Raw genomic sequence first — 20,433 nt, 5'->3', positions numbered from 1 at the left:
GCCGCGATCCGCTACCGCTCGGCGCTGGGCGCCCCGGCCCGCAAGCTGGTCATCCTGGTGGTGGCCGCGCACTGGGACAGCGCCTTCGAGCAGCGGGTGCACGAGGAGATCGCGCTGGGCCTCGGCCTGGCTGCTGCCCTGCCCCCGCCCTCGCGTCAGGGCAGCAGCCAGGCCGTGGTGTCCGGCGGCAGCGCGCCGTCCTCCAGCCGGCCGCTCGCCAGCAGCACGGTGCCGTCCGGCAGCGGCGCCGGCCCGGGACCCAGGTTGGTGACGCAGGTGACGCCGGTGTCGCGGGTGAAGGCCAGCACCCGGTCCCCGGACGGGAGCCAGCGCAGCGTGCCGTCACCGAGGTGCTCGCGGCGCAACCGCAGGCCGGTGCGGTAGAGGGCGAGCATCGAGTCCAGGTCGGCGAGCTGGGCCTCGGCGGTGAGCTTGCGCCAGCTCTCCGGTTGCGGCAGCCACGGCCGCGAGCCACCGAAGCCGAACGGCGGCTCGTCGCCGGACCAGGGCAGCGGCACGCGGCAGCCGTCCCGGCCGGGGTTCGTGCCGCCCGAGCGGGCGTACATCGGATCCTGGCGCAGCTCGTCCGGCAGGTCCTCGACCTCCGGCAGCCCCAGCTCCTCCCCCTGGTAGACGTACAGGCCGCCGGGCAGCGCCATGGCCAGCAGCGCGGCCGCCCTGGCCCGCCGGTAGCCGAGCTCGGGGTCCGACGGGACGCCGTGCAGCGCGCCGCCGTGCGCGAACGAGGTGTCGGACCGGCCGTACCTGGTCACCGGGCGGGTGACGTCGTGGTTGGACAGCACCCACGTCGGCGGCGCGCCGACGGGGGCGTGCGTGGTGAGCGTGAGGTCGATGACCCGGCGCAGCTCGTCCGGGTCCCACGGGCACGACAGGAAGTCGAAGTTGAAGGCGGTGTGGAGCTCGTCGGGCCGCAGGTAACGGGCGAAACGCTCCTGGTCGGGCAGCCACACCTCGCCGATCAGGACGCGGTCGTCGTACTCCTCGGCCACCTGACGCCAGCGCCGGTAGACGTCGTGCACCGGGTCGAGGTCCTCGTAGGCGGTGTCCGACTTGATGAGCAGGGCGGCCGAGTCGATGCGGACGCCGTCGACGCCCCGGTCCAGCCAGAAGCGCAGCACGTCCTCGAACTCCCGGTGCACCTCCGGGTTGTCCCAGTTGAAGTCGGGCTGCTCGGGGGCGAACAGGTGCAGGTACCACTGGCCGTCGGGGACCTGGGTCCAGGCGGGGCCGCCGAAGATCGACTGCCAGTCGTTGGGCTCGTCACGGAACCAGAACCGGTCGCGGGCCGCCGGGTTCGCCAGCGCCTCCTTGAACCAGTCGCTGGCCGTGGAGCTGTGGTTCGGCACCACGTCGATGATGACCTTGATGTCCAGCTCGTGCGCCTCGGCGATGAACCGCTCGGCCTCGCCCAGCGTGCCGAAGACCGGTTCGATGTCGCGGTAGTCGGCCACGTCGTAGCCGCCGTCGGCCATCGGCGACGGATACCACGGGTTCAGCCAGATGGCGTCGACGCCCAGGTCCTTGAGGTAGGGCAGGCGGGATCGGAGCCCGGCCAGGTCGCCGACGCCGTCGCCGTTCCCGTCGGCGAAACTGCGCAGGTAGACCTGATAGATCGCGGCCCCCCGCCACCACGTGTGCGACATGCTCATCCCTTGATAGATCCGGCGGTGAGGCCCGCCATGATGTGACGTTGGAAGACGAAGAAGACGATGATCGTGGGAATGCTCGCCACGACGAGGCCGCCCATGATCGCGTTCTGGCTGACCATGCCGGCGGTCTGCGACAGGCCCACGCTGAGCGTCATCTTGTCGCTGTCGGTCATGACCAGCAGCGGCCAGGTGAAGTCCTTGAACGAGGTGACGATCGTGAAGATCGACACCACGCCGAGGATCGGCCTGGAGATCGGCAGGATGACCGACCACAGCACCCGCGTGGGACCGGCGCCGTCGATCTGCGCCGCCTCGATGAGTTCCCTGGGGATCGAGTCGAAGAAGCGCTTGAGCAGGAAGATGTTGAACCCGTTGGCCGCCGCGGGGAACCACAGGCCCCACGGGTTGTTGAGCAGCCCCAGGTCCACGACCGTGACGTAGAGCGGGATCAGCACGACCATGGCCGGGATCATCAGCGTGGCCAGCATCGCGCCGAGGATCACGTTGCCGAACATCGGCCGCAGCTTCGACAGCGCGTACGCCGCCGACACGTCCACGAGCATGCAGAAGACCCAGCCGCCCAGCGAGTAGTAGGCGGTGTTGCCCAGCAGCGTGCCGAGGTCGAACAGGCTCCACGCCTCGGCGTAGGCGTCGAGGGTGGGTGCGGCGGGGAAGAGCGTCGGCGGCATCTGGGCGATCTCCTCGCCCGTCTTCATGGCGCCGGTGATCATCCAGTAGAGCGGGAAGACGAAGGCCAGCGTGAAGGTCACGACGACCGTGACGAGCACGCTCCAGTAGATGCGCCGTCCCCACGGGCTGTTGAGCTGGAGCGGGGAGATGATCGTACGGAACTGCCCGGTCTGGATGGGTTTGCGGCGGCGGGCCGGCCGCCTGCGTCCAGCGGTGGCCCGGGCACCAACGGAGATCATGCCTTGTCCTCCCGGGTGAGCCGGAGCTGGAACGCGGCGAAGACGAGCAGCACGATCATGAGCATCATGCCGAGCGCGCCTGCCACGCCGTAGTTCTGGTTCGTGAAGGCGAACTGGAACATCATGTAGGCGACGGTGACGGTGGAGCCCGCCGGACCGCCTCCGGTGAGCATGTACGGCTCGATGAACACCTGCATGGTGGCCACGATCTGCAGCATCAGCATGAGCAGCAGGATCAGCCTGGTCTGCGGGATCGTGACGTGCCGGATCCGCTTGAAGACCCCGGCGCCGTCCAGTTCGGCCGCCTCGTACAGCTCGGGCGGGATGTTCTGCAGGGCCGCCAGGTAGATCAGGGTCGCGCTGCCCATGTTCATCCAGGTCGAGACGATGACCAGGGAGATCAGCGCGGTGGCCGGGGAGTCCAGCCAGGCCAGGGCGGGCAGGTTGACGAACCCGAGGATCTGGTTGAACAGCCCGGGCCCCGGATCGAAGAACCACCTGAACAGCAGCACCGCGACGATCGGCGGCAGCATGACCGGCAGGTAGACCACGAACCTGAGATAGGCCCGGGCGTGGCGCAGCTCGTTGAGCACGAGCGCGACGACGAACGGGACGACGAAGCCGCACACCAGTGCGAGGAACGTGAACTGCAGGGTGGCGATCCAGGCTTCGGTGAAGCCCGGGTACCCCACGGCGTACTCGAAGTTGTCCAGCCCCACCCAGGTGGGCGGATCGATCAGGTTCGTCTCCTGGAAGCTCAGGATGAACTCTCTGATCATCGGATACCAGGCGAACACCGCGAAGCAGAACAGCGCCGCGCACAGGAACCCGTAGGCCGTCAGATTGCGCCTCAGAACAGCCATACGTCAGCCCTTGGCCGCCAGCACGGCGTTCACCTTGGTCTCGGCGTCGGCGAGCAGCTTGTCGATGTCGGCGTCCTTGTCGGACAGCACTCCGGACATGGCCACGTCGAGGATCGCGTAGATCTCCTGGGCGTGGAGCGGCTCGGCCTTCGGCGGGATCGTGGCGGAGGCCTTGACGTACGGGTCGTAGTTCTCGACGGGCAGGGAGGCGTTCTTCACCCGGTCGGCCTGGATGGCCTGACCGGTGGGCGAGTCGCCGTAGACCGCGTTGTCGGGGACGCCGACCGGGTTGCCGTTGGCCTTGCCCCGGGCGTAGTCGAAGCGGCCCTTGCCGACGGTGTTGAAGCGGAAGTCGATCCACTGCATGCCCGCCTTCGCCTCTTCGGGCGTGGCCTTCGGGTTGATCATGTACGCCTCGCCGCCGCTCAGCGACGCCTTGGCCTCGGGGAAGCCGGTGATGCCGTAGTCGGCGACGTTGCCCTTGAACTTGCCGACCACGTCGGTGACCACGTCGGGGGCGCCGAGCATCATGCCGGTCTTGCCGCTGCCCATCGCCACCATGAGCGACTCCCAGTCGACCAGGAGCTTGCTGCCCATGCTGTTGTCGATCCAGCGCATGTCGTGCAGCGTCTGCAGCACGGCCTTGCCCTCGGGCGAGTTGAAGGCGGCCTTCTTGTTGTCCTCGGTGAGGATGCTGCCGCCGCGGCCGTAGAGGGCCTGGGTGAAGTGCCATCCGCCGGTGTTGCCGCCGGAGTACTCGCCGTAGCCGACGTAACCCGGGCCGAGCGCGGCGATCTTCTTGGCGGCCTCGCGGACCTCCGCCCAGGTCGTGGGCGGCGTGTTGGGGTCGAGGCCGGCCTCGGTGAACAGCTTGCGGTTGTAGACGAGGCCGACGCCGTAGTGCACGTTGGGCACGCCGTACGCCTTGCCGTCCTTGGTCACCAGGTCGCGCACGTCCTGGCGCAGGTCGTTCCAGTTCTTGATCTCGCTCGTGAGCTGCGTGATGTCCATGGCCTGGCCCTGGGCGATCACGTCGTCGTAGTTGGTCACGGGGACGACGAAAACGGTCTCCATCTGGCCGCCGGCCAACTTGGGCCCGAACGTCTTGGGGTCGAAGCAAGGCTGCTGGTCGGTGCTCTTGACCGTCACGTTCGGGTGCGCCTTCATGAAGGCGGCCACGTCGTCGTCCCAGGCCTGGCGCTCCTTGGGCGCTGACTTGGCCGGCTGGCACGCCACGGTGATCGACACCTTGGCGGCGCCGCCGGCCGTGGGCTCGGCCGGCTCACCGGAGCCACAGGCGGTGGCGGAGAGGCCGAGCACGGATGCGACTAAGAGTCCCGTGGATCTCTTCATGGGCTGACCCTTCTGATGCGAGGTGCCCACACCATAGGATCGCCAACGGAAGTCCGCAAGATTTCGACGGACTATTGCAAGATAACGACTGTGTTACGCCTTGAGTCGCGCGGTCGACGCCCGGACCACCAGCTCCGGCTCGAACAGCAGCTCGTCGGCCGGGACCACGGCCTTGTCGATCTGCGCCACCAGCAGGTCGACCACGGCCCGGCCCATCGCGTCGATCGGCTGGCGGACCGTGGTCAGGGGCGGTTCGGTGCAGTTCATCAGCGCCGAGTCGTCGAAGCCGATCACCGACACGTCGCCGGGCACGCTCAGCCCGGCACGCCTGGCGGCCCGCACGGTGCCCAGCGCGAGCAGGTCGCTGGCGCAGATCACCGCCGTCACGCCGCGCCTGACCAGCCTGGCGGCGGCCGCATGCCCGCCTTCGAGCGAGAACATGGTGTGCTCCACCAGCTCCGGGTCGCCGCCCTCCGCCTGGAAGGTCTCCAGCTTGCGCCGCGACGGCACGTGGTCCTTGGGGCCGAGCACCAGGCCGATCCGCTCGTGGCCGAGCGCGCGCACGTGCCCCAGCGCCATCTCGGCGGCCACCACGTCGTCGCACGACACCTGCGGGAAGTCCAGCCGCTCCACGGCGGCGTTGACCAGCACCGTGGGCAGCTTGCGCTCGTGCAGCAGCTCGTAGTGCCCGTGCGAGGCGTCGGCCTGGGCGTAGAGCCCGCCGGCGAACACCACGCCGCTGACCTGCTGCTGGAGCAGTAAGTCCACGTAGTCGGCCTCGGACACCCCGCCGACGGTCCTGGTGCACAGCACGGAGGTGAACCCCTGCTGGGCCAGCGCGCCGCCGACCACCTCGGCGAAGGCGGGGAAGATCGGGTTCTGCAGCTCGGGGAGCACGAGGCCGACCAGCCGGGCCCGGTCGCCGCGCAGCTGCGTGGGGCGCTCGTAGCCGAGCACGTCGAGCGCCGTCAGCACGGCCTCGCGCGTGGCGTCGGACACTCCCGGCTTGCCGTTGAGCACGCGGCTCACGGTCGCCTCGCTCACCCCGACCTTCTTGGCCACCTCTGCCAGTCGTCGCGTCATGCGCAAACTATACGGCCATCAACGCAAGTCCTTGCAACCGCTTACGTTCTGCCTTGCGAGGCGCTCCTGCCTTACTTCCAGCGCCGTCCGGCTCCTTGACCAGCGCGTTGGCAGTCGATTGTCGCGCAGTTGTCAGTCAATTGTTTGCGAAATCTCGTCGGAATATTGCTGACATCTGCTGGACAACCTATGGTTCGGCCAACCGACTTCTTCGAAGGGCCACCCCCCATGAGAGCACTGTTAGCCGCCCTCGCCCTGGTCATCGGATTCCTGGCCGCCCCCGCCCACGCGGCGGCCGCTCGACACGCTGACGTCAACCTCGCGGCGGGCCGGCCGGCCACCGCCAGCAGCCACACCCAGACGTACGCGGCGGCGAACGTCACCGACGGCAACCAGGCCACCTACTGGGAGTCCGCCAACAACGCGTTCCCGCAGTGGGTCCAGGTGGACCTGGGCGCCACCGCCACCGTCAGCAGCCTCACGCTCAAGCTCCCGTCCGGCTGGCCGAGCCGTACGCAGACGCTGACCGTGCAGGGCAGCACGGACGGGTCCGGCTTCACCACGATCAAGGGCTCGGCCACCTACACCTTCGCCCCGTCCGTCACGATCCCGGTCACGGCGAGCACCCGCTACGTGCGGCTGCAGTTCAGCGCCAACACCGGCTGGCCGGCCGGGCAGCTCGCCGAGTTCGAGGTGTGGGGCGAGGGCGGCGGCGGCCCCGACCCCGGCGCGAACCTGGCGGCGGGCAAGCCGATCACCGGCTCCGCGCACACCCACACGTACGTGCCGGCCAACGCCAACGACGGCGACCTGGCCACCTACTACGAGGGCGCCGGCTACCCGAACACGCTGACCGTCAAGCTCGGCGCCAACCACGACCTCACCTCTGTCGCGGTCAAGCTGAACCCCGACGGGGCGTGGGGCCCGCGCACCCAGGCCATCCAGGTGCTCGGCCGCGAGCAGAGCGCCACCGGGTTCACCAGCCTGGCCGCCCAGGCCACGTACGGCTTCAGCCCGGCCACGGGCAACACGGTGACGATCCCGGTCACCGGCAAGGTCGCCGACGTGCAGCTCCGCTTCACCGCCAACTCGGGCGCGCCGGGCGGGCAGGTGGCCGAGTTCCAGGTGTTCGGCACCGCCTCGGCCAACCCCGACCTGACCGTCACCGCGCCTGCGGCCTCCCCGGCGGCGCCGGTCGAGACCGACACGATCACGCTGTCCGCCCAGGTCAGGAACCAGGGCACGGCCGCCTCCGCGGCGACGTCGGTCACCTTCTACCTGGGTGACACCGAGGTCGGCAGCGCGAACGTGGGCGCGCTGGGCGCGGGCGCGGCCGCCACCGTCACCGCGGCCATCGGCGCCCGTGACGCGGGCACGTACGCGGTCACCGCCAAGGTCGACGAGGACGACGAGGTCATCGAGCGGGACGAGGCCAACAACACCGCCACCGCGAACCTGACCGTCAAGCCGGTCGACACCGCCGACCTGGTGGCCTCCCCGGTGGCGTGGACCCCGGGCAACCCCGCGCAGGGCGACACCGTGACGTTCTCCGTGGCGATCAAGAACCAGGGCACGATCGCGTCCAGCGGCGGCGCGCACGGCATCACGCTCACCGTCGCCGACGAGTCGGGCACGGTCGTCCGCACGCTCACCGGCTCCACCGGTGGCGTGATCGCGCCCGGCGCCACCACCGCCCCCGTCAGCCTCGGCACCTGGTCCGCCGCCGACGGCCGGCACACGGTCAAGGTGGTGCTGGCGAACGACTCCGCCGAGCTCCCGGTCAAGCGCGCCAACAACACCAGCACCCACCAGCTCGCGGTGGGCCGCGGCGCGAGCATGCCGTACGACACCTACGAGGCCGAGGACGCGACCGTCGGCGGCGGCGCCACCCGGCTGGGCCCGAGCAGGGAGATCGGCCACCTGGCCGGCGAGGCGTCCGGCCGCCGGGCCGTCACGCTGGGCAGCACCGGCTCCTACGTCGAGTTCACCACCCGGGCCCGTACGAACACGCTCGTGACCCGGTTCTCCATCCCGGACGCGCCGGGCGGCGGCGGCATCAGCTCCACGCTGAACGTCTACGTCGACGGCACCTTCCTCAAGGCCATCCCGCTGACCTCGCGTTACGCCTGGCTGTACGGCCCCGAGGCGAGCCCGGACAACTCCCCCGGCTCCGGCCCGCCGCGGCACATCTACGACGAGGCCAACCTGATGCTGGGCACCACCGTCGAGCCGGGCAGCAAGATCAGGCTGCAGAAGGACGCGGCCAACACCTCGACCTACACGATCGACTTCGTCGACTTCGAGCAGGTCTCGCCCATCGCCAACCCCGACCCGGCGCGGTACGCCGTACCGGCCGGCTTCGGTCACCAGGACGTGCAGAACGCGCTCGACCGCGCCCGCCAGGAGCCGGGCCTGGAGGGCGTCTACCTGCCCGCGGGTGACTACCAGACCTCCGGCAAGTTCCAGGTGTACGGCAAGCCCGTCAAGATCGTCGGCGCCGGGCCCTGGTACACCCGCTTCCACGCGCCGGCCGCTCAGCAGAACACCGACGTCGGCTTCCGCGCCGAGGCGGCCGCCAACGGCTCGACGTTCGCCGGGTTCGCCTACTTCGGCAACTACACCTCCCGCATCGACGGGCCGGGCAAGGTGTTCGACTTCACCAACGTCGCGAACATCACGATCGACAACCTGTGGGTCGAGCACCAGATCTGCATGTACTGGGGCTCCAACACCGACGGCATGACGCTGAAGAACTCGCGCATCCGCAACGTGTTCGCCGACGGGCTCAACATGACCAACGGCAGCACCGGCAACCGCGTGGCCAACATCGAGACCCGCTCCACGGGCGACGACAGCTTCGCGCTGTTCTCGGCCATCGACAACAACAACGGCCAGCAGCACGGCAACGTGTACGAGAACCTGACGTCGCTGCTCACCTGGCGGGCCGCGGGCGTCGCGGTCTACGGCGGGTACGACAACGTGTTCCGCAACATCTACGTGGCCGACACGCTCGTCTACTCGGGCATCACGATCAGCTCGCTGGACTTCGGCATCCCGATGCACGGCTTCGGCGCGAGCCCGCCCACCCGGTTCGAGAACATCTCGCTCGTCCGGGCCGGCGGACACTTCTGGGGACAGCAGACGTTCCCGGCGATGTGGTTGTTCTCCGCGTCGAAGGTGTTCCAGGGCATCCGGGTCAGCAACCTGGAGATCGTGGACCCGACGTACTCGGGGATCATGTTCCAGACCGGTTACGTGGGCGGTCAGCCGCTGAACCCGGTGACGGACACGGTCTTCGACAACGTCTCCATCACTGGGGCGCGTAAGAGCGGTGACGCCTTCGACGCCAAGTCGGGGTTCGGCATCTGGGTCAACGAGCTGCCCGAACCGGGGCAGGGCCCGGCGATCGGCTCGGCGACCTTCCGCGACCTGCGCTTCAGCGGCAACCATCAGGACGTCAGGAACACGACCTCGACCTTCACCCTCGACATCGACTGAAGCACGACTGAAGCACGACCGGAGCGCGTCTAGAGTTCGGCCCTGGTGGGCAGGCCCTGCCAGTCGCTCGCGCTGGACACCGCGGCGGCGCTCAGCAGCGTCCCGCGGTGCAGCCGCTCGGGCGGGGTCAGCCCGTCCAGGGCCGCGCTGACGTACCCGGCCACGAACGCGTCGCCCGAGCCCGAGGTGTCCACGATCGGCACCTGCGGGCCGGGCGCGTCGTAACGCATCCGGTCGGCCCGCACGCTCGCGCCCTTCGCGCCACGGTCAACGACGACCTCCCGCTCGGGCGTGAGCGCGGGCTTGACCAGGTCCAGCTCGTCCTGGTGGACGAAGAGCAGGTGCGATTCGCAGGCGAGCTCGGCCAGCACGTCCTCGGCCTCGCGTACGGAGGGCCACAGCTCGGGGCGGTACTCGACGGCGAAGGAGATCACCACCTCCGCCCGTTTCGCGGCGGCCACAGCCGCGCGCACGGCCTCGAGCGCGTCCCTGCCGAGCGCGGCGGTGACGCCGGAGACGTGCAGCATCTTGGCCGCGCCGATCCGGTCGATCGGCACGTTGCCCGGAGTGAGCCGCGACCCGGCGGAGCCCGAGCGGTAGTGGCTGACGTGCGGCTCGCGGCCCACCCGGGTCTCGCGCAGCAGCAGCCCGGTCCCGGCACCCTCCGTGACGCGCACGTCCGTCACGTCGACGCCCTCGCCGCGCAGCGCGGTCAGCACCCGCGCGCCCAGCTCGTCGGCGCCCACCTTGCCGGCGAACGCGCACCGGTGCCCCAGTCGCGCCAGCCCCACGGCCAGCGTGAACTCCGGCCCGCAGACGTCCAGCCTCGCCTCGTTCTCATGCCGTACGCGACCGCTGGACACGACCCCCAGCGCCTCACCGAGGGTGTAGACGTCAATCATGAACACCGACTGTAGTCGGTCATCTGTCCCATAACGGATTTTTCACTAAGGCCGCAGGTAGCCACCGTGATCATATTTTTCTCGTAACTTTAGCGAACCTTTTCCTCCTACTGTGGCTCAAAGTAGTAGACGGAGTTGGTCATCCCGGACCGACTCCAGCGATACGGGGAGAGGAATCAGCACCCTCATGCGAAAGATCGCTGTAGGAATCATCTCCGCCCTGGCGGGCGGCACCATGTTGATGTCCGGTGGCGCCGCGAACGCGGCCACGAAGGCTTCCGAGGTCGAGATCCTCGACATCTCGCCGAACCCGGTGGTCGTGCGGGGCGACAGCGAGACGAACGTCAAGTTCAAGGTCGGCGCCAGCTCCGACGTCGAGCGGGTCGAGCTCAGCGTCGAGCCCGACGGCCGTCACGCCCGCACCCTGGTCGCCAGGGACGTGCGCGAGCTGGAGAAGTGGCTCTTCAACGTGCCCTTCAACAAGAACGACCAGGAGGGCAAGTGGAAGGCCACCGCCGTGGCCTTCGACGACGACGGCGACAAGGTCGCCAGCGACACGATCCGCTTCTACGTCGACGTCCGCAAGGGCAAGTCCGACACCCGGATCACCCGCTTCAGCGCGGACCCGACGTACAAGGTGCGCAAGGGCCGCACCATCCGCTTCTCCGGCCGCCTCCAGGCCGAGGACCGCGGCTGGGAGCCCCTGCGCAACCAGAAGGTGCACATCTACTACCGCGCCAGCGGCTCCAGTGGCTGGAAGTGGGTCGACTCCGACCGCACCAACTGGCGCGGCGACTTCTACGCCAGCACCAGGGCCTACAAGAGCGGCACGTTCAAGGCCGTCTACAAGGGCAGCTGGAAGCTTGACGACTCCGAGAGCCGTCAGGACTACGTGCGCGTCTACGGTGGCTGGCACCGCTAGTCATCAGTGAGCGATGGCCCGGTCCCCGGCGGGGGCCGGGCCTTCGCCGTTTCCGGCCCGGTTTCCGGCCCCGGTGAGAGGCGCCGTCCTGGGGGTAGCGTCGCAGGTATGGCTGAAGATCTGCTCCGCGACTTCGACCCGTTCGACATCTTCGACGCCGAGGCGGCCAGGCTGGACCGGTTCTTCTCCGGGCTGGACGAGGAGGGCTGGCGGCGTCCCTCCCGCGCGGCCGGCTGGACGGTCCGCGACGTGCTCGGCCACCTGGCCGGCGAGGAGCTCTACAACCAGGCGTGCCTCGACGGCGCCCTGCCGGAGCTGCGCGGCCTGATGGACGAGCACGGGATCTCCGGCTACGACGAGTTCAACGAGTGGTGCGTACGGCAGAGGCGCGGCGTGCCGGTCGCCGAGGTCCTGCGGGAATGGCGGACCAAGAACGGCGACACCCGGGCCCGCATGCGCGAGCTCGGCCCGTACGCGACGCTGGAGACCATGGCCGGGCCGTACCCGGTGGGCAAGCAGACCTTCCACTACGACTCCGAGTACGCCACCCACGCCGACGACGTCGGCGTGCCCGTCTCCGACGAGGAGGCCGAGGGCCGCACGCTCTGGCGGGCCGCCGTCGGCCGCTTCGCGCTGGCGGAGCGCAACGCGGACGTCCAGGTCGAGCCGACGGCCGAGCAGGTGTGGGCGCACGCGGGCGGGGCCAGCGCCGGCCTGTCCTACCCGGAGTTCGTCGAGGCCACCGTGGGCCGGCTGCCCGAGACGAGCCCGCTCGACCAGCGTCTCGTCTCGGCGTTGCGCTGCCTGGCCTGAGAGGGGAACGATCATGTGGCTGCGGAACCGTGAGGGCACCGAGCCGGTGACCGCGCGCAGCCCGCTGGGTGCGCGCCGGGTGCTGTCGGTGGTCGCGCTCGTGCTCGGCGCGGCGGCGGCCGTCTTCTTCGTCGTGCGGGCGATGAGCACCGGGGAGGCCGTGTGGGCCTGGGAGGCGGCGATCGCGGCCGCCGTGGCGCTCGTCGCCGCCGTCGACCTGCTGGTGCTCAGGCACCGCCGCTCACGCCGTCGCGACCGCCAGCACCAGTAGGAACAGCGTCACGACCACGGCAAGCACGATCAGCCACCGGTGCACCACCGGCCTGCCGCGTGCCCGGCCGGCGGACCAGGTCATCCGTGTGACCGGCGGATCGGCGGTGTGCGGCACCGCCTCGCCGCCGGACTCGATCCTGTTGATCGCCGCCACTCGCCTGGCCAGCTCGGGATCGTCCCTCTCCAGAGCCAGCTCGATGTCAGCGAGGATGCGGCGCTCCTTTCCAGACAGACCCATCGTGCGCTCACCATCGTTCCCACGCCGGTGACAGGCTTTTACCCGCCGTTGACCGGGGCATGCTTCCCCGGCGTGGGAAGGGCGCGTCAGGACCCGCCGTAGCGCCGGCGGAAGCGCTCGACCCGGCCGGCGGTGTCGACGACGCGGCCCCGGCCGGTGTAGAAGGGGTGGCTCGCGGACGACACGTCGACGTCGACGACGGGGTAGACGCGGCCGTCCTCCCACTCGACGGTCGCGCGGCTGGTCACCGTGGAACGGGTGAGGAAGGCGAACCCGGCGCTGGGGTCGCGGAAGACGACGGGGCGGTATTCGGGGTGCAGGTTCTTCTTCATGCCCCCTCCAACCGGGTGGCAATGGTTTTCATTCCCTGGCTTCCGGATCCAGGCCCAGAACCGTCCGGCCGCCGTCCACGGGCAGGGTGACGCCGGTGACGAAGGAGGCCGACAGCAGGTACGCCACCGCGTCGGCCACCTCGGCCGTGGTCGCGACCCGGCCCAGGGGGTGCAGCGCGGCCATCTCCGCCTCCGTGCCCGGCCGGTCGGCCAGCAGCCTCTCGTACCGCTCGGTGGCCACCGAGCCGGGGGCCACCGCGTTCGCCCTGATGCCGTGCCTGCCGTACTCGACCGCCAGTGCCCTGGTCAGGCCCTCGACGGCGGCCTTGGCCGTCGCGTACGGGAGGCTGCCGGGGACCGGGCGGCGGGCCTGGTGGGAGGTGACGTTGACGATGGCGCCCGCCGTGCCCGAGGCCAGGAAGCGGCGCACGGCGGTGGCGCACCCCGCGACCGCCAGGTCGAGGTTGGCCGCGATCAGGGCGCGGATCTCGGCCACGGGGGCGGTGTGCACGGCGGCGTCACGGAAGACGGCGGCGTTGTTCACCCAGCCGGTCAGCGTCCCGGCCCGCTCGGCGAGGTCGGCGGCGTGCGCGAGCACGGTCTCGTCGGCCGCGTCGCCGATCACCGGGATGACGCCCGCTCCCGCCCCGTCGAGGGCGCCGGGCTCGCGCTCCACGGCGACCACGGTGGCGGGTGCGAGCCGTTCCACGATCGCCCTGCCGATTCCGCGTCCGGCTCCGGTGACGACATAGGTAAGGGTCATAAGGGGTGATCGTTCCCCATGACGTGACGATTATCACCGTATGTCGGGTGGCGATACGGGGAAGGGCTCCGGGCGTGACCATGCGAATGGTCGGTGCGCTGGCGATCACGCAAACCGCCGGGTACGGCGTGCTTTATTACGCTTTTTCAGTCTTTATTACGCCGATGTCCCGCGAGCTGGGTGCCGGGGTGGCGGAGCTCACCGGGGCGATCACGGTGGCGGTGCTGGTGTCGGCGCTGGCCGCGCCCGTCGTGGGGCGCGCCCTGGACCGGTACGGCGGACGCGGGATCATGACGGCGGGCTCGGTGCTGGGCGCCGCCGCCGTGCTGGCGTGGTCGCAGGTGCGCACGGTCGCGCAGCTCTACCTGGTGTGCGCGGCCCTCGGCGTGGCCTCGGCGATGGTGCTGTACGAGGCCGCGTTCGCGGTGCTCGTGGCCTGGTACGACGCCGCCCGGCGGGCACGCGCGCTGCTCGCGGTGACCGTGGTGGCCGGGTTCGCCTCCAGCGTCTTCCTGCCGCTGACCGGCTTCCTCGTCGACCGGTACGGCTGGCGGCAGGCCCTCGTCGTGCTGGCGCTCGGGTACGGCCTGGCCGCCGTCCCGCTGCACGCGCTGGCCGTGCGGAGCCGCCCCCGGCCGCGCGCGCCCGGCAGGCGGGTCGGGGCGGCGCTGCGGGACCGGCCGTTCTGGCTGCTGGCGGCCGCGTTCCTGACGCAGACCGGGGCCGTTGCCGTCATGGGCGTGCTCCTGGTCACGTACCTGATCGCGCTCGGGCACCCGCCCCTGTTCGCCGCGACGGTGGCGGGGCTGCTCGGGGTGCTGTCGGTGACCGGCCGCATCGTGACCACCGGGCTGCAGACGCGCTGGCGGGTGTCCCTGATCACGGCGGCGATGTTCGCCCTCCAGGGCGCCGCCGCGCTGCTGCTGCCGGTGATCGGGCGCGACCCGGCGGGGGCGGTGGTCGCGGTCGTCCTGTTCGGGCTGGGGTTCGGGGTCGGCACCATCGCCCGTCCGGCCCTGCTGGCCGACCGGTACGGCACGGAGTCGTACGCGAGCATCAGCGGCGCCCTGGCGCTGCCGATCACGGTGGCCAAGGCGCTCGCCCCGCTGCTCGCGGCCGGGGTGGCCCAGCTCGCCGGTTACGCGGCGGTGATGGCGGCGGTGGCGGCCTGTTGCGGGCTCGGGGCGCTCTCGCTGGTGGCCTACGATCGCCGTGGGCGAACTCGGCCGACGACCGGCCCCGAACACGTAAGGTAGCCGCATGGATACCCCCATCGAGGTTCTGCACCGCGTGTTCGGCTACGACTCGTTCCGGGCGGGCCAGCAGGAGATCATCGAGCAGGTGGTCGGCGGCGGCGACGCGCTCGTGCTCATGCCGACCGGCGGCGGCAAGTCGCTGTGCTACCAGATCCCCGCGCTGGTGCGGCCGGGGGTCGGCGTGGTCGTCTCGCCGCTGATCGCGCTCATGCAGGACCAGGTCGACGCGCTCAGGGCGCTCGGCGTGCGCGCGGGGTTCCTCAACTCGACACAGGACTTCGACGAGCGGCAACTCGTCGAGGCGGAGTTCCTGGCGGGCGAGCTCGACCTGCTCTACCTCGCGCCCGAGCGGCTGCGGGTCGAGTCCACGGTGCGGCTGCTGTCCAAGGGGCAGATCTCGCTGTTCGCCATCGACGAGGCGCACTGCGTGTCCCAGTGGGGCCACGACTTCCGGCCCGACTACCTGGCGCTGTCGGAGCTGCCCGCGCTGTGGCCCGAGGTTCCGCGCATCGCGCTGACCGCGACCGCCACGCCGAGCACCCATGCCGAGATCGCCGAGCGGCTCGGCCTGCAGCAGGCCCGCCACTTCGTGGCCGGCTTCGACCGCCCCAACATCCACTACCGGATCACCGCCAAGAGCGAGCCCAAGCGGCAGCTCCTCGACTTCCTGCGCGAGGAGCATCCCGGCGACGCCGGCATCGTCTACTGCCTGTCGCGCTCCTCGGTCGAGAAGATCGCCGCGTTTTTGGTCGAGCACGGCATCGCCGCCGTCCCCTACCACGCCGGGCTCGACGCCCGCACCCGCGCCGCCCACCAGGCCCGCTTCCTGCGCGAAGACGGCCTGATCGTGGTCGCGACGATCGCGTTCGGCATGGGCATCGACAAGCCCGACGTGCGCTTCGTCGCCCACCTCGACCTGCCCAAGTCCGTCGAGGGCTACTACCAGGAGACCGGGCGGGCCGGGCGCGACGGCCTCCCGGCGACCGCCTGGATGGCCTACGGCCTGCAGGACGTCGTGCAGCACCGCCGCCTCGCCCTGGAGGGCGACGAGCAGCACCGCCGCCGCCAGGCGCTGCACCTCGACGCCATGCTCGCCCTCTGCGAGACCGTGACCTGCCGGCGCGCCATGCTGCTCGACTACTTCGGCCAGCCCGACAGCGGCCCGTGCGGCAACTGCGACACCTGCCAGGCACCGCCCGAGACCTGGGACGGCACGGTCGCGGCCCAGAAGGTGCTGTCCACGGTGCTGCGCCTCAAGCGCGAGCGCGGCCAGAAGTTCGGCGTCGGCCAGATCGTCGACATCCTGCTCGGCAAGACGACGGCCAAGGTGCTGCAGCACGGCCACGACTCGCTCACCGTGTTCGGCGTGGGAGCCGAGCTGGGCAACGCCGAATGGCACGGCGTGGTGCGCCAGCTCCTGGCACACGGCCTGCTCGCCGTCGAGCCCGCCCACGGCACGCTCGTCCTCACCGACGCCAGCGCCGACGTCCTGCGTGGTCAACGCGACGTCCCGCTGCGCCGCGACGCCAAACGCCCGCCGCGCCCCGCCCGCTCGTCCGCCTCCGGCGCCTCGGGTTCCCGCCCCGCCGCCGACCTCGACGCCGACGCCGCTCCCCGCTTCGAGCTCCTGCGCGCCTGGCGCGCCGCCACGGCCAAGGAACAGGGCGTCCCGGCGTACGTCATCTTCCACGACGCGACCCTGCGCGAGATCGCCACCCTGTGCCCGGCCTCCCTGTCCCAGCTCGGCACGGTCACCGGCGTCGGCGAGAACAAGCTGGCCAAATACGGGCAGCAGGTCCTGGAAGCCCTCGGCGCCGACCCCTCCGACGACGCCCAGGGCACACTCCTCCCCTGACCGGCAAAAGCGGATCAAAAGCGGATCCACAGAGCCCGCTCCTAGCCTGATGGCGATCAACGACCTACCAGGGCTGGAGTTCCTCTTGACGACTCGCACATCGCTACGCCGTTTGGCCGGCATCGCCACCGCCGCTGTGGCGGGCGCGCTCACGCTGCTGGCCACCACCACACCCGCGCACGCCACCGACGTGAACTACAGCAGCGGGGTCTACTGCAAGAGCACGTGGATCGGTGACAAGGGGGGCGACATCATCAAGTTCTCGGCGCAGTGCCAGGCCGAGTACATCAAGGTCGACGAATACCGGGCGGAGGGGAAGTGCGGCAGCTCGACCTATACCAGCGGCTGGAAGAGCGCCCCCTACTTCGGCTACGGCGCCTCGGCCGCGATCAACTGCTCGCGCGGTTTCACCTGGATCTACGTCAGAGCCCGGTAGCGGTCGCCTCCGGGCCCGCTCCACCTGACGGGCGGCGGCCCGGGGCGTTAGGAGCTGGTCGCTCGGCCGGGAAGGGTCAGGTGGAGGACCTCGCCGTGGTCGGCCAGCGGCCGGGCCTTGCCGGTCGTGATGTCCACCGCATACAGCCGTCCGCCCGGGGCGCCGTTCCTGACGGTGACTTCCGTGTCGCTGAGCCACACGGTGGGCATGAGGTCCACGGCCAGGGCGGGAGCAGGCACCTTCCGCAGGGCCTTGCCGGTCTTGGCGTCGAGCACGGTGAGCACCGGCTCCTGCTTCGGTGTCCCGGTCATGTCGAGCGCCACCACCGTCCGGCCGTCCGGCGCGACCTCGCTGAACCGGACGAACACGCCGTCGAAGCGCACCGGCTCGCCGCCACCGGTCACCGGCATGAGCCATAGGTCGGTCTTGACGGGCCTGACCAGTTCGAGCACGCCGTCCTTGATGGCGACCGGCTCGAAGTCGCGCTTCAACATCGTCCGCTCGCCGGTCCGCGTGTCGATGAGCACGCCGGGGTAGTCGCCGAACTCCTGCGGATCGTCGAAGGCCACGTATCGGCCGTCGTCGGAGACCAGGAGCATCGCGCCGCGCGGGATCTCCGCCTCCGGCACCTTGACCGGCGAAACCACCTCGGCCCCGGTCTCCATGTCGCGTACCACGTGCGCCTGCGCCTCCCGGCTGTAGTAGGCCAGCGCGCGTCCGCTTCTGCTGATCGCCACGGGCACGGCCGGCCGGCCGGCGGTACGCGCCAGCGCCCGGGGAACGCGGTATGTCTTGCCGTCGGAGGTCACCACCCGCCACTCCGCGTCGTCGCAGCCCGTTTCGCACGTCGCCTGGTACGCGTGGCTGAGCCTCCCCACCGGCCCCTCGGGCAGATCGGCCACCACGGCGGCCCGATCCACGGCCGGCACGGTCGGCACGGTCGGCGCGGTCGGCGCGGTCGGCGCCACCTGCACGGCCGGCTCGGCGGCCGGGCGCCACGGCGTCGCCATGACCACGCCGCCGGCGCCCATCACTCCCGCCAGCGCGACCGTGGCCAGCGACGTCGTGACGAGCCGCCTGCGCCGGTGGCGAGCGATGGCCGCGTCGGCCAGGTTCACCAGGGGCGCCTCGGCGGCGATGCCGTCCAGCGCCTGACGCAGCCGCGTCATGGAGCCACCTCCTCGATCTCGGGGTCTGACAGCAGGTGCGCCAGCTCGGGCGCGATCGTCCGCAGCCGGGTCAGCGCGCGATGGGTCTGGCTCTTCACGTTGCCGATGGAGCAGCCGAGCACCTCGGCCGCCTGCGCCTCGGTCAGGTCCTCCCAGAAGCGCAACACGATCACCGCGCGCTGTTTGGGGGCGAGCCTGGCCAGCGCTTGGCGCAGCACCATGCGGTCGAGCGTGGCGTCGTCGTACGAGGCGCCGTGCTGGGGCACCTCGGCGCTCGGCAGTTCGGGACGCGGCCGACGTCTCCAGGACGTGTACTGGTTGACCAGCGCCTTGCGGATGTACGCCTCGGGGTTGCCGTCCCTGGACAGCTTGGCCCACTGCCGCACGACCTTGGCCAGGACGCTCTGCAACAGATCCTCAGCGAGATGGGCGTCTCCCGTGAGCAGGTACGCCGTCCGCATCAGCGCTTGCTGGCGGGCGAGCACGAACTCGCGGAAGCCGTCGTGACGGTCCAATGTGATCTCCTCTCGCCCGTTCTGAACGCCATTCACCTGACGAAAGGTTGCATCCGAAGTGGAGGCCGCTCATCAGAGCCTGTCCGGAGCTCGTACCTTCAGGCTGGTCGCCGGCCGCGGACCGCACCCGGTCGTCGCTGACGACGCCTGACGGGCTCCGAGCCTCTCAAGCCCTCCGAGGGGCCTGGTCCCGTCGCATCACCGGGGAACACCGCCTCGTCCACGTTACCCGCGACAACGAACTGATCATCCTTGAGGCGCGCTACCGCTCTTGAGCCCTGCGCCCGGCAAGTCCCATGCGAGGGGACCTGCGCGGGTTGTCATGAGGCGCCCGGATCGCGGCCGAGGAGGCGGGCTTCGGCCGGGAGTGCCCGCACGCCTGGGCGACGTCCCAGCCGGGACAGCAACCCGTCCCCTCGACGTCGCTTACCCGACATCATTGAGTGGTCGTACGGTCACGCTGGGCAGTGCAACGCGAAAGGGAAATCGCTGTGGCTGGAAAGCACGAGGGCGGCAGGAAGTGACCGAGGCCGGCCCTCTGCTGGACGCTGTGATCGCCCGCGTCGAAGAGGTGCAGGCACCGGTCGACAGCCGGATCGAACGCGCGCTCCGGGCGGTGCCGCGCCACGCGTACGTTCCACCACTGGCGCTGATCGCCCCCGACGACGGCCGGCCGCCGTTCCTGATCGACCGGGCCACCGACCCGGGCTGTGGATGACCAGCGTCTACACCGAGACGGCGATCGTCACCCAGCTCGATGACGGCGCGACCGACCCGGCCACCCTGGACGGCAACTACAGCTCGTCGTCGTCCGCGCCGGCGACGGTCGCCGACCTGCTCGAACTCCTCGCCCCCCAGCCGGGCGATCGGGTCCTGGAGATCGGCACCGGCACGGGCCGGACGGCCGCGCTGCCCTGCCACCTGGCCGGGGAGCAGAACATCACCTCGGTGGAGGTCGACCCGCTCCTCGCGGAGGCAGCGGCGAAGAACCTCGCCGATCGCGGGCCTGGTCGTGCTGCCGGACGGCACCGCGCAGGGCCGCTTCCGCGAGTACGCCGACTACATGGCCATGCGGTCGCGGCGTCCCGTCCATCTGCCGGACCCGGCGGACGTGCAGCCGCGAGAGAGCACCACCCCCGTCGACCCACGCCTGATCGCCGGAGCGCCGCCAGGCGCGAGGCTGGCCATCGCCGCGCTGACAGGGCTGCGGCTGGACCCGCGCACCGAGCCGGGCCGCTTCCTGACCTGGGTGTCCCGCACCACCAGGGCGCGGGAGAAGGCACTGGTCGTCCGGGAGGAAGGGAAGACCGAGCACACGCTGTACGAGCTGAGCGACCGGCCGGTGTGAGACGAGGTCGTGGCCGCATGACGGTCGGCCCGCAGGAGCAGCGTTACTGGCTCGACACGCCGAGCCGCTTGATCAGCTGAAGTGCGCGTGATCGGCCCGTGGCCGCTCACGGCCCCAGTGCGGCGCCTGCCGATGAGCCGGCCCGACCCGGGTCGCGGCCGAGGGAGGCGAGGAGGCGGGCTTCGGCCGAGGCGTCCGGGGGCACGGCGCGGGGT

The 20,433-nt window shown here is 70.7% G+C and carries 21 protein-coding genes and 1 pseudogene; 11 read left to right on the top strand and 11 right to left on the bottom strand.

The genetic code is table 11. The features are described from left to right. Positions 1-155: 155 nt before the first annotated feature. The 5 genes from ADY59_RS37960 to ADY59_RS37940 form a co-directional block, all read right to left on the bottom strand. Positions 156-1,664, bottom strand: coding sequence for a glycoside hydrolase family 13 protein (locus tag ADY59_RS37960; RefSeq protein ID WP_197094053.1), 1,509 nt, complete (start codon positions 1,662-1,664; stop codon positions 156-158). Positions 1,665-1,666: 2 nt separating this feature from the next. Further along, complete coding sequence (locus ADY59_RS37955) at positions 1,667-2,599, bottom strand: carbohydrate ABC transporter permease (protein WP_049573134.1); 933 nt, start codon at positions 2,597-2,599, stop codon at positions 1,667-1,669. Then, the gene (locus tag ADY59_RS37950) at positions 2,596-3,462 is read right to left on the bottom strand and encodes a carbohydrate ABC transporter permease (RefSeq protein WP_049573131.1); all 867 of its coding nucleotides are present in this window, start codon (positions 3,460-3,462) and stop codon (positions 2,596-2,598) included. The genes ADY59_RS37955 and ADY59_RS37950 overlap by 4 nt, the downstream gene beginning before the upstream one ends. A 3-nt stretch (positions 3,463-3,465) precedes the next feature. Next, the gene (locus ADY59_RS37945) at positions 3,466-4,815 is read right to left on the bottom strand and encodes an ABC transporter substrate-binding protein (protein ID WP_049573129.1); all 1,350 of its coding nucleotides are present in this window, start codon (positions 4,813-4,815) and stop codon (positions 3,466-3,468) included. A 93-nt stretch (positions 4,816-4,908) separates the two neighbouring features. After that, positions 4,909-5,898 carry a LacI family DNA-binding transcriptional regulator gene (locus tag ADY59_RS37940; RefSeq protein WP_049573127.1) on the bottom strand — a complete coding sequence of 330 codons (990 nt, stop codon included), beginning with the start codon at positions 5,896-5,898 and terminating at the stop codon, positions 4,909-4,911. Between the two features lie 228 nt (positions 5,899-6,126). On the opposite strand from ADY59_RS37940, the gene ADY59_RS37935 reads away from it, so the two are divergent. Further along, complete coding sequence (locus ADY59_RS37935; protein ID WP_049573121.1) at positions 6,127-9,396, top strand: discoidin domain-containing protein; 3,270 nt, start codon at positions 6,127-6,129, stop codon at positions 9,394-9,396. Between the two features lie 29 nt (positions 9,397-9,425). Here ADY59_RS37935 and ADY59_RS37930 read toward each other — a convergent pair whose 3' ends face one another. After that, positions 9,426-10,298: a sugar kinase gene (locus tag ADY59_RS37930; RefSeq protein ID WP_049573143.1), complete on the bottom strand. Its 873-nt coding sequence runs from the start codon at positions 10,296-10,298 to the stop codon at positions 9,426-9,428. A gap of 187 nt (positions 10,299-10,485) precedes the next feature. Between ADY59_RS37930 and ADY59_RS37925 the strand changes: the two genes are divergently transcribed. The 3 genes from ADY59_RS37925 (at position 10,486) to ADY59_RS37915 (ending at position 12,304) form a co-directional block, all read left to right on the top strand. After that, positions 10,486-11,220, top strand: coding sequence for a hypothetical protein (locus ADY59_RS37925; RefSeq protein ID WP_049573117.1), 735 nt, complete (start codon positions 10,486-10,488; stop codon positions 11,218-11,220). Between the two features lie 108 nt (positions 11,221-11,328). After that, entirely contained in the window at positions 11,329-12,033 is a 705-nt protein-coding gene (locus ADY59_RS37920) for a maleylpyruvate isomerase family mycothiol-dependent enzyme (RefSeq protein WP_049573116.1), read from the top strand. 13 nt (positions 12,034-12,046) lie between these two features. Further along, positions 12,047-12,304 (top strand): DUF6343 family protein, encoded by a 258-nt coding sequence (locus ADY59_RS37915; RefSeq protein ID WP_049573115.1) that lies wholly within the window; start codon positions 12,047-12,049, stop codon positions 12,302-12,304. Here the strand turns inward: ADY59_RS37915 and ADY59_RS37910 are convergent. The 3 genes from ADY59_RS37910 to ADY59_RS37900 form a co-directional block, all read right to left on the bottom strand. Continuing rightward, positions 12,275-12,544, bottom strand: a complete 270-nt coding sequence (locus ADY59_RS37910) for a DUF3040 domain-containing protein (protein ID WP_049573114.1) — start codon at positions 12,542-12,544, stop codon at positions 12,275-12,277. The two genes, ADY59_RS37915 and ADY59_RS37910, sit on opposite strands and share 30 nt — an antisense overlap. An 86-nt stretch (positions 12,545-12,630) precedes the next feature. After that, positions 12,631-12,876, bottom strand: coding sequence for a type B 50S ribosomal protein L31 (locus ADY59_RS37905; RefSeq protein WP_049573109.1), 246 nt, complete (start codon positions 12,874-12,876; stop codon positions 12,631-12,633). Positions 12,877-12,904: 28 nt separating this feature from the next. Continuing rightward, positions 12,905-13,639 carry an SDR family NAD(P)-dependent oxidoreductase gene (locus ADY59_RS37900; RefSeq protein WP_049573108.1) on the bottom strand — a complete coding sequence of 245 codons (735 nt, stop codon included), beginning with the start codon at positions 13,637-13,639 and terminating at the stop codon, positions 12,905-12,907. A gap of 80 nt (positions 13,640-13,719) precedes the next feature. Between ADY59_RS37900 and ADY59_RS37895 the strand changes: the two genes are divergently transcribed. From ADY59_RS37895 to ADY59_RS37885, 3 genes are all read left to right on the top strand, one after another. Continuing rightward, a complete protein-coding gene (locus ADY59_RS37895) occupies positions 13,720-14,895 on the top strand; it encodes an MFS transporter (RefSeq protein WP_331459556.1) in 1,176 nt (391 codons plus the stop codon). 4 nt (positions 14,896-14,899) lie between these two features. After that, positions 14,900-16,750 (top strand): DNA helicase RecQ, encoded by a 1,851-nt coding sequence (gene recQ, locus ADY59_RS37890; protein WP_049573107.1) that lies wholly within the window; start codon positions 14,900-14,902, stop codon positions 16,748-16,750. Between the two features lie 85 nt (positions 16,751-16,835). Next, positions 16,836-17,186, top strand: coding sequence for a hypothetical protein (locus tag ADY59_RS37885; RefSeq protein WP_156325973.1), 351 nt, complete (start codon positions 16,836-16,838; stop codon positions 17,184-17,186). A gap of 47 nt (positions 17,187-17,233) precedes the next feature. On the opposite strand, the gene ADY59_RS37880 is transcribed toward ADY59_RS37885, so the two are convergent. Beyond that, a complete protein-coding gene (locus ADY59_RS37880) occupies positions 17,234-18,355 on the bottom strand; it encodes a hypothetical protein (RefSeq protein WP_049573105.1) in 1,122 nt (373 codons plus the stop codon). After that, complete coding sequence (locus tag ADY59_RS37875) at positions 18,352-18,870, bottom strand: SigE family RNA polymerase sigma factor (protein ID WP_049573100.1); 519 nt, start codon at positions 18,868-18,870, stop codon at positions 18,352-18,354. Before ADY59_RS37875 ends, ADY59_RS37880 begins: the two co-directional genes overlap by 4 nt. Before the next feature lie 47 nt (positions 18,871-18,917). On the opposite strand from ADY59_RS37875, the gene ADY59_RS53575 reads away from it, so the two are divergent. The 4 genes and pseudogenes from ADY59_RS53575 to ADY59_RS52955 all read left to right on the top strand — a co-directional run bounded on the left by ADY59_RS53575 (position 18,918) and on the right by ADY59_RS52955 (position 20,218). Beyond that, positions 18,918-19,145: a type II toxin-antitoxin system YoeB family toxin gene (locus tag ADY59_RS53575; protein ID WP_082310719.1), complete on the top strand. Its 228-nt coding sequence runs from the start codon at positions 18,918-18,920 to the stop codon at positions 19,143-19,145. Between the two features lie 245 nt (positions 19,146-19,390). After that, positions 19,391-19,588 (top strand): hypothetical protein, encoded by a 198-nt coding sequence (locus tag ADY59_RS37870; protein WP_049573097.1) that lies wholly within the window; start codon positions 19,391-19,393, stop codon positions 19,586-19,588. Next, positions 19,585-19,812: pseudogene (locus ADY59_RS54145) on the top strand (methyltransferase domain-containing protein); the annotation flags it as partial. The gene ADY59_RS37870 and the pseudogene ADY59_RS54145, both read left to right, overlap by 4 nt. 70 nt (positions 19,813-19,882) lie before the next feature. Beyond that, complete coding sequence (locus ADY59_RS52955) at positions 19,883-20,218, top strand: hypothetical protein (RefSeq protein ID WP_049573094.1); 336 nt, start codon at positions 19,883-19,885, stop codon at positions 20,216-20,218. Positions 20,219-20,433: the final 215 nt, after the last annotated feature.

Source organism: Nonomuraea sp. SBT364, assembly GCF_001083785.1.
Taxonomy (GTDB): Bacteria; Actinomycetota; Actinomycetes; order Streptosporangiales; family Streptosporangiaceae; genus Nonomuraea.
Note: the sequence above shows the minus strand (reverse complement) of the source record. Positions and strands in the feature narration are given on the sequence as shown.

Coding starts and splice junctions, on each gene's coding strand:
- ADY59_RS37905 (WP_049573109.1), bottom strand. CDS start 12,876: ATGAAGAAGAACCTGCACCCCGAATACCGCCCCGTCGTCTTCCGCGAC.
- ADY59_RS37950 (WP_049573131.1), bottom strand. CDS start 3,462: ATGGCTGTTCTGAGGCGCAATCTGACGGCCTACGGGTTCCTGTGCGCG.
- ADY59_RS37955 (WP_049573134.1), bottom strand. CDS start 2,599: ATGATCTCCGTTGGTGCCCGGGCCACCGCTGGACGCAGGCGGCCGGCC.
- ADY59_RS37915 (WP_049573115.1), top strand. CDS start 12,047: ATGTGGCTGCGGAACCGTGAGGGCACCGAGCCGGTGACCGCGCGCAGC.
- ADY59_RS37940 (WP_049573127.1), bottom strand. CDS start 5,898: ATGACGCGACGACTGGCAGAGGTGGCCAAGAAGGTCGGGGTGAGCGAG.
- ADY59_RS37895 (WP_331459556.1), top strand. CDS start 13,720: ATGCGAATGGTCGGTGCGCTGGCGATCACGCAAACCGCCGGGTACGGC.
- ADY59_RS37900 (WP_049573108.1), bottom strand. CDS start 13,639: ATGACCCTTACCTATGTCGTCACCGGAGCCGGACGCGGAATCGGCAGG.
- ADY59_RS37920 (WP_049573116.1), top strand. CDS start 11,329: ATGGCTGAAGATCTGCTCCGCGACTTCGACCCGTTCGACATCTTCGAC.
- ADY59_RS37925 (WP_049573117.1), top strand. CDS start 10,486: ATGCGAAAGATCGCTGTAGGAATCATCTCCGCCCTGGCGGGCGGCACC.
- recQ (WP_049573107.1), top strand. CDS start 14,900: ATGGATACCCCCATCGAGGTTCTGCACCGCGTGTTCGGCTACGACTCG.
- ADY59_RS37935 (WP_049573121.1), top strand. CDS start 6,127: ATGAGAGCACTGTTAGCCGCCCTCGCCCTGGTCATCGGATTCCTGGCC.
- ADY59_RS37930 (WP_049573143.1), bottom strand. CDS start 10,298: ATGATTGACGTCTACACCCTCGGTGAGGCGCTGGGGGTCGTGTCCAGC.
- ADY59_RS37945 (WP_049573129.1), bottom strand. CDS start 4,815: ATGAAGAGATCCACGGGACTCTTAGTCGCATCCGTGCTCGGCCTCTCC.
- ADY59_RS37880 (WP_049573105.1), bottom strand. CDS start 18,355: ATGACGCGGCTGCGTCAGGCGCTGGACGGCATCGCCGCCGAGGCGCCC.
- ADY59_RS37910 (WP_049573114.1), bottom strand. CDS start 12,544: ATGGGTCTGTCTGGAAAGGAGCGCCGCATCCTCGCTGACATCGAGCTG.
- ADY59_RS37960 (WP_197094053.1), bottom strand. CDS start 1,664: ATGTCGCACACGTGGTGGCGGGGGGCCGCGATCTATCAGGTCTACCTG.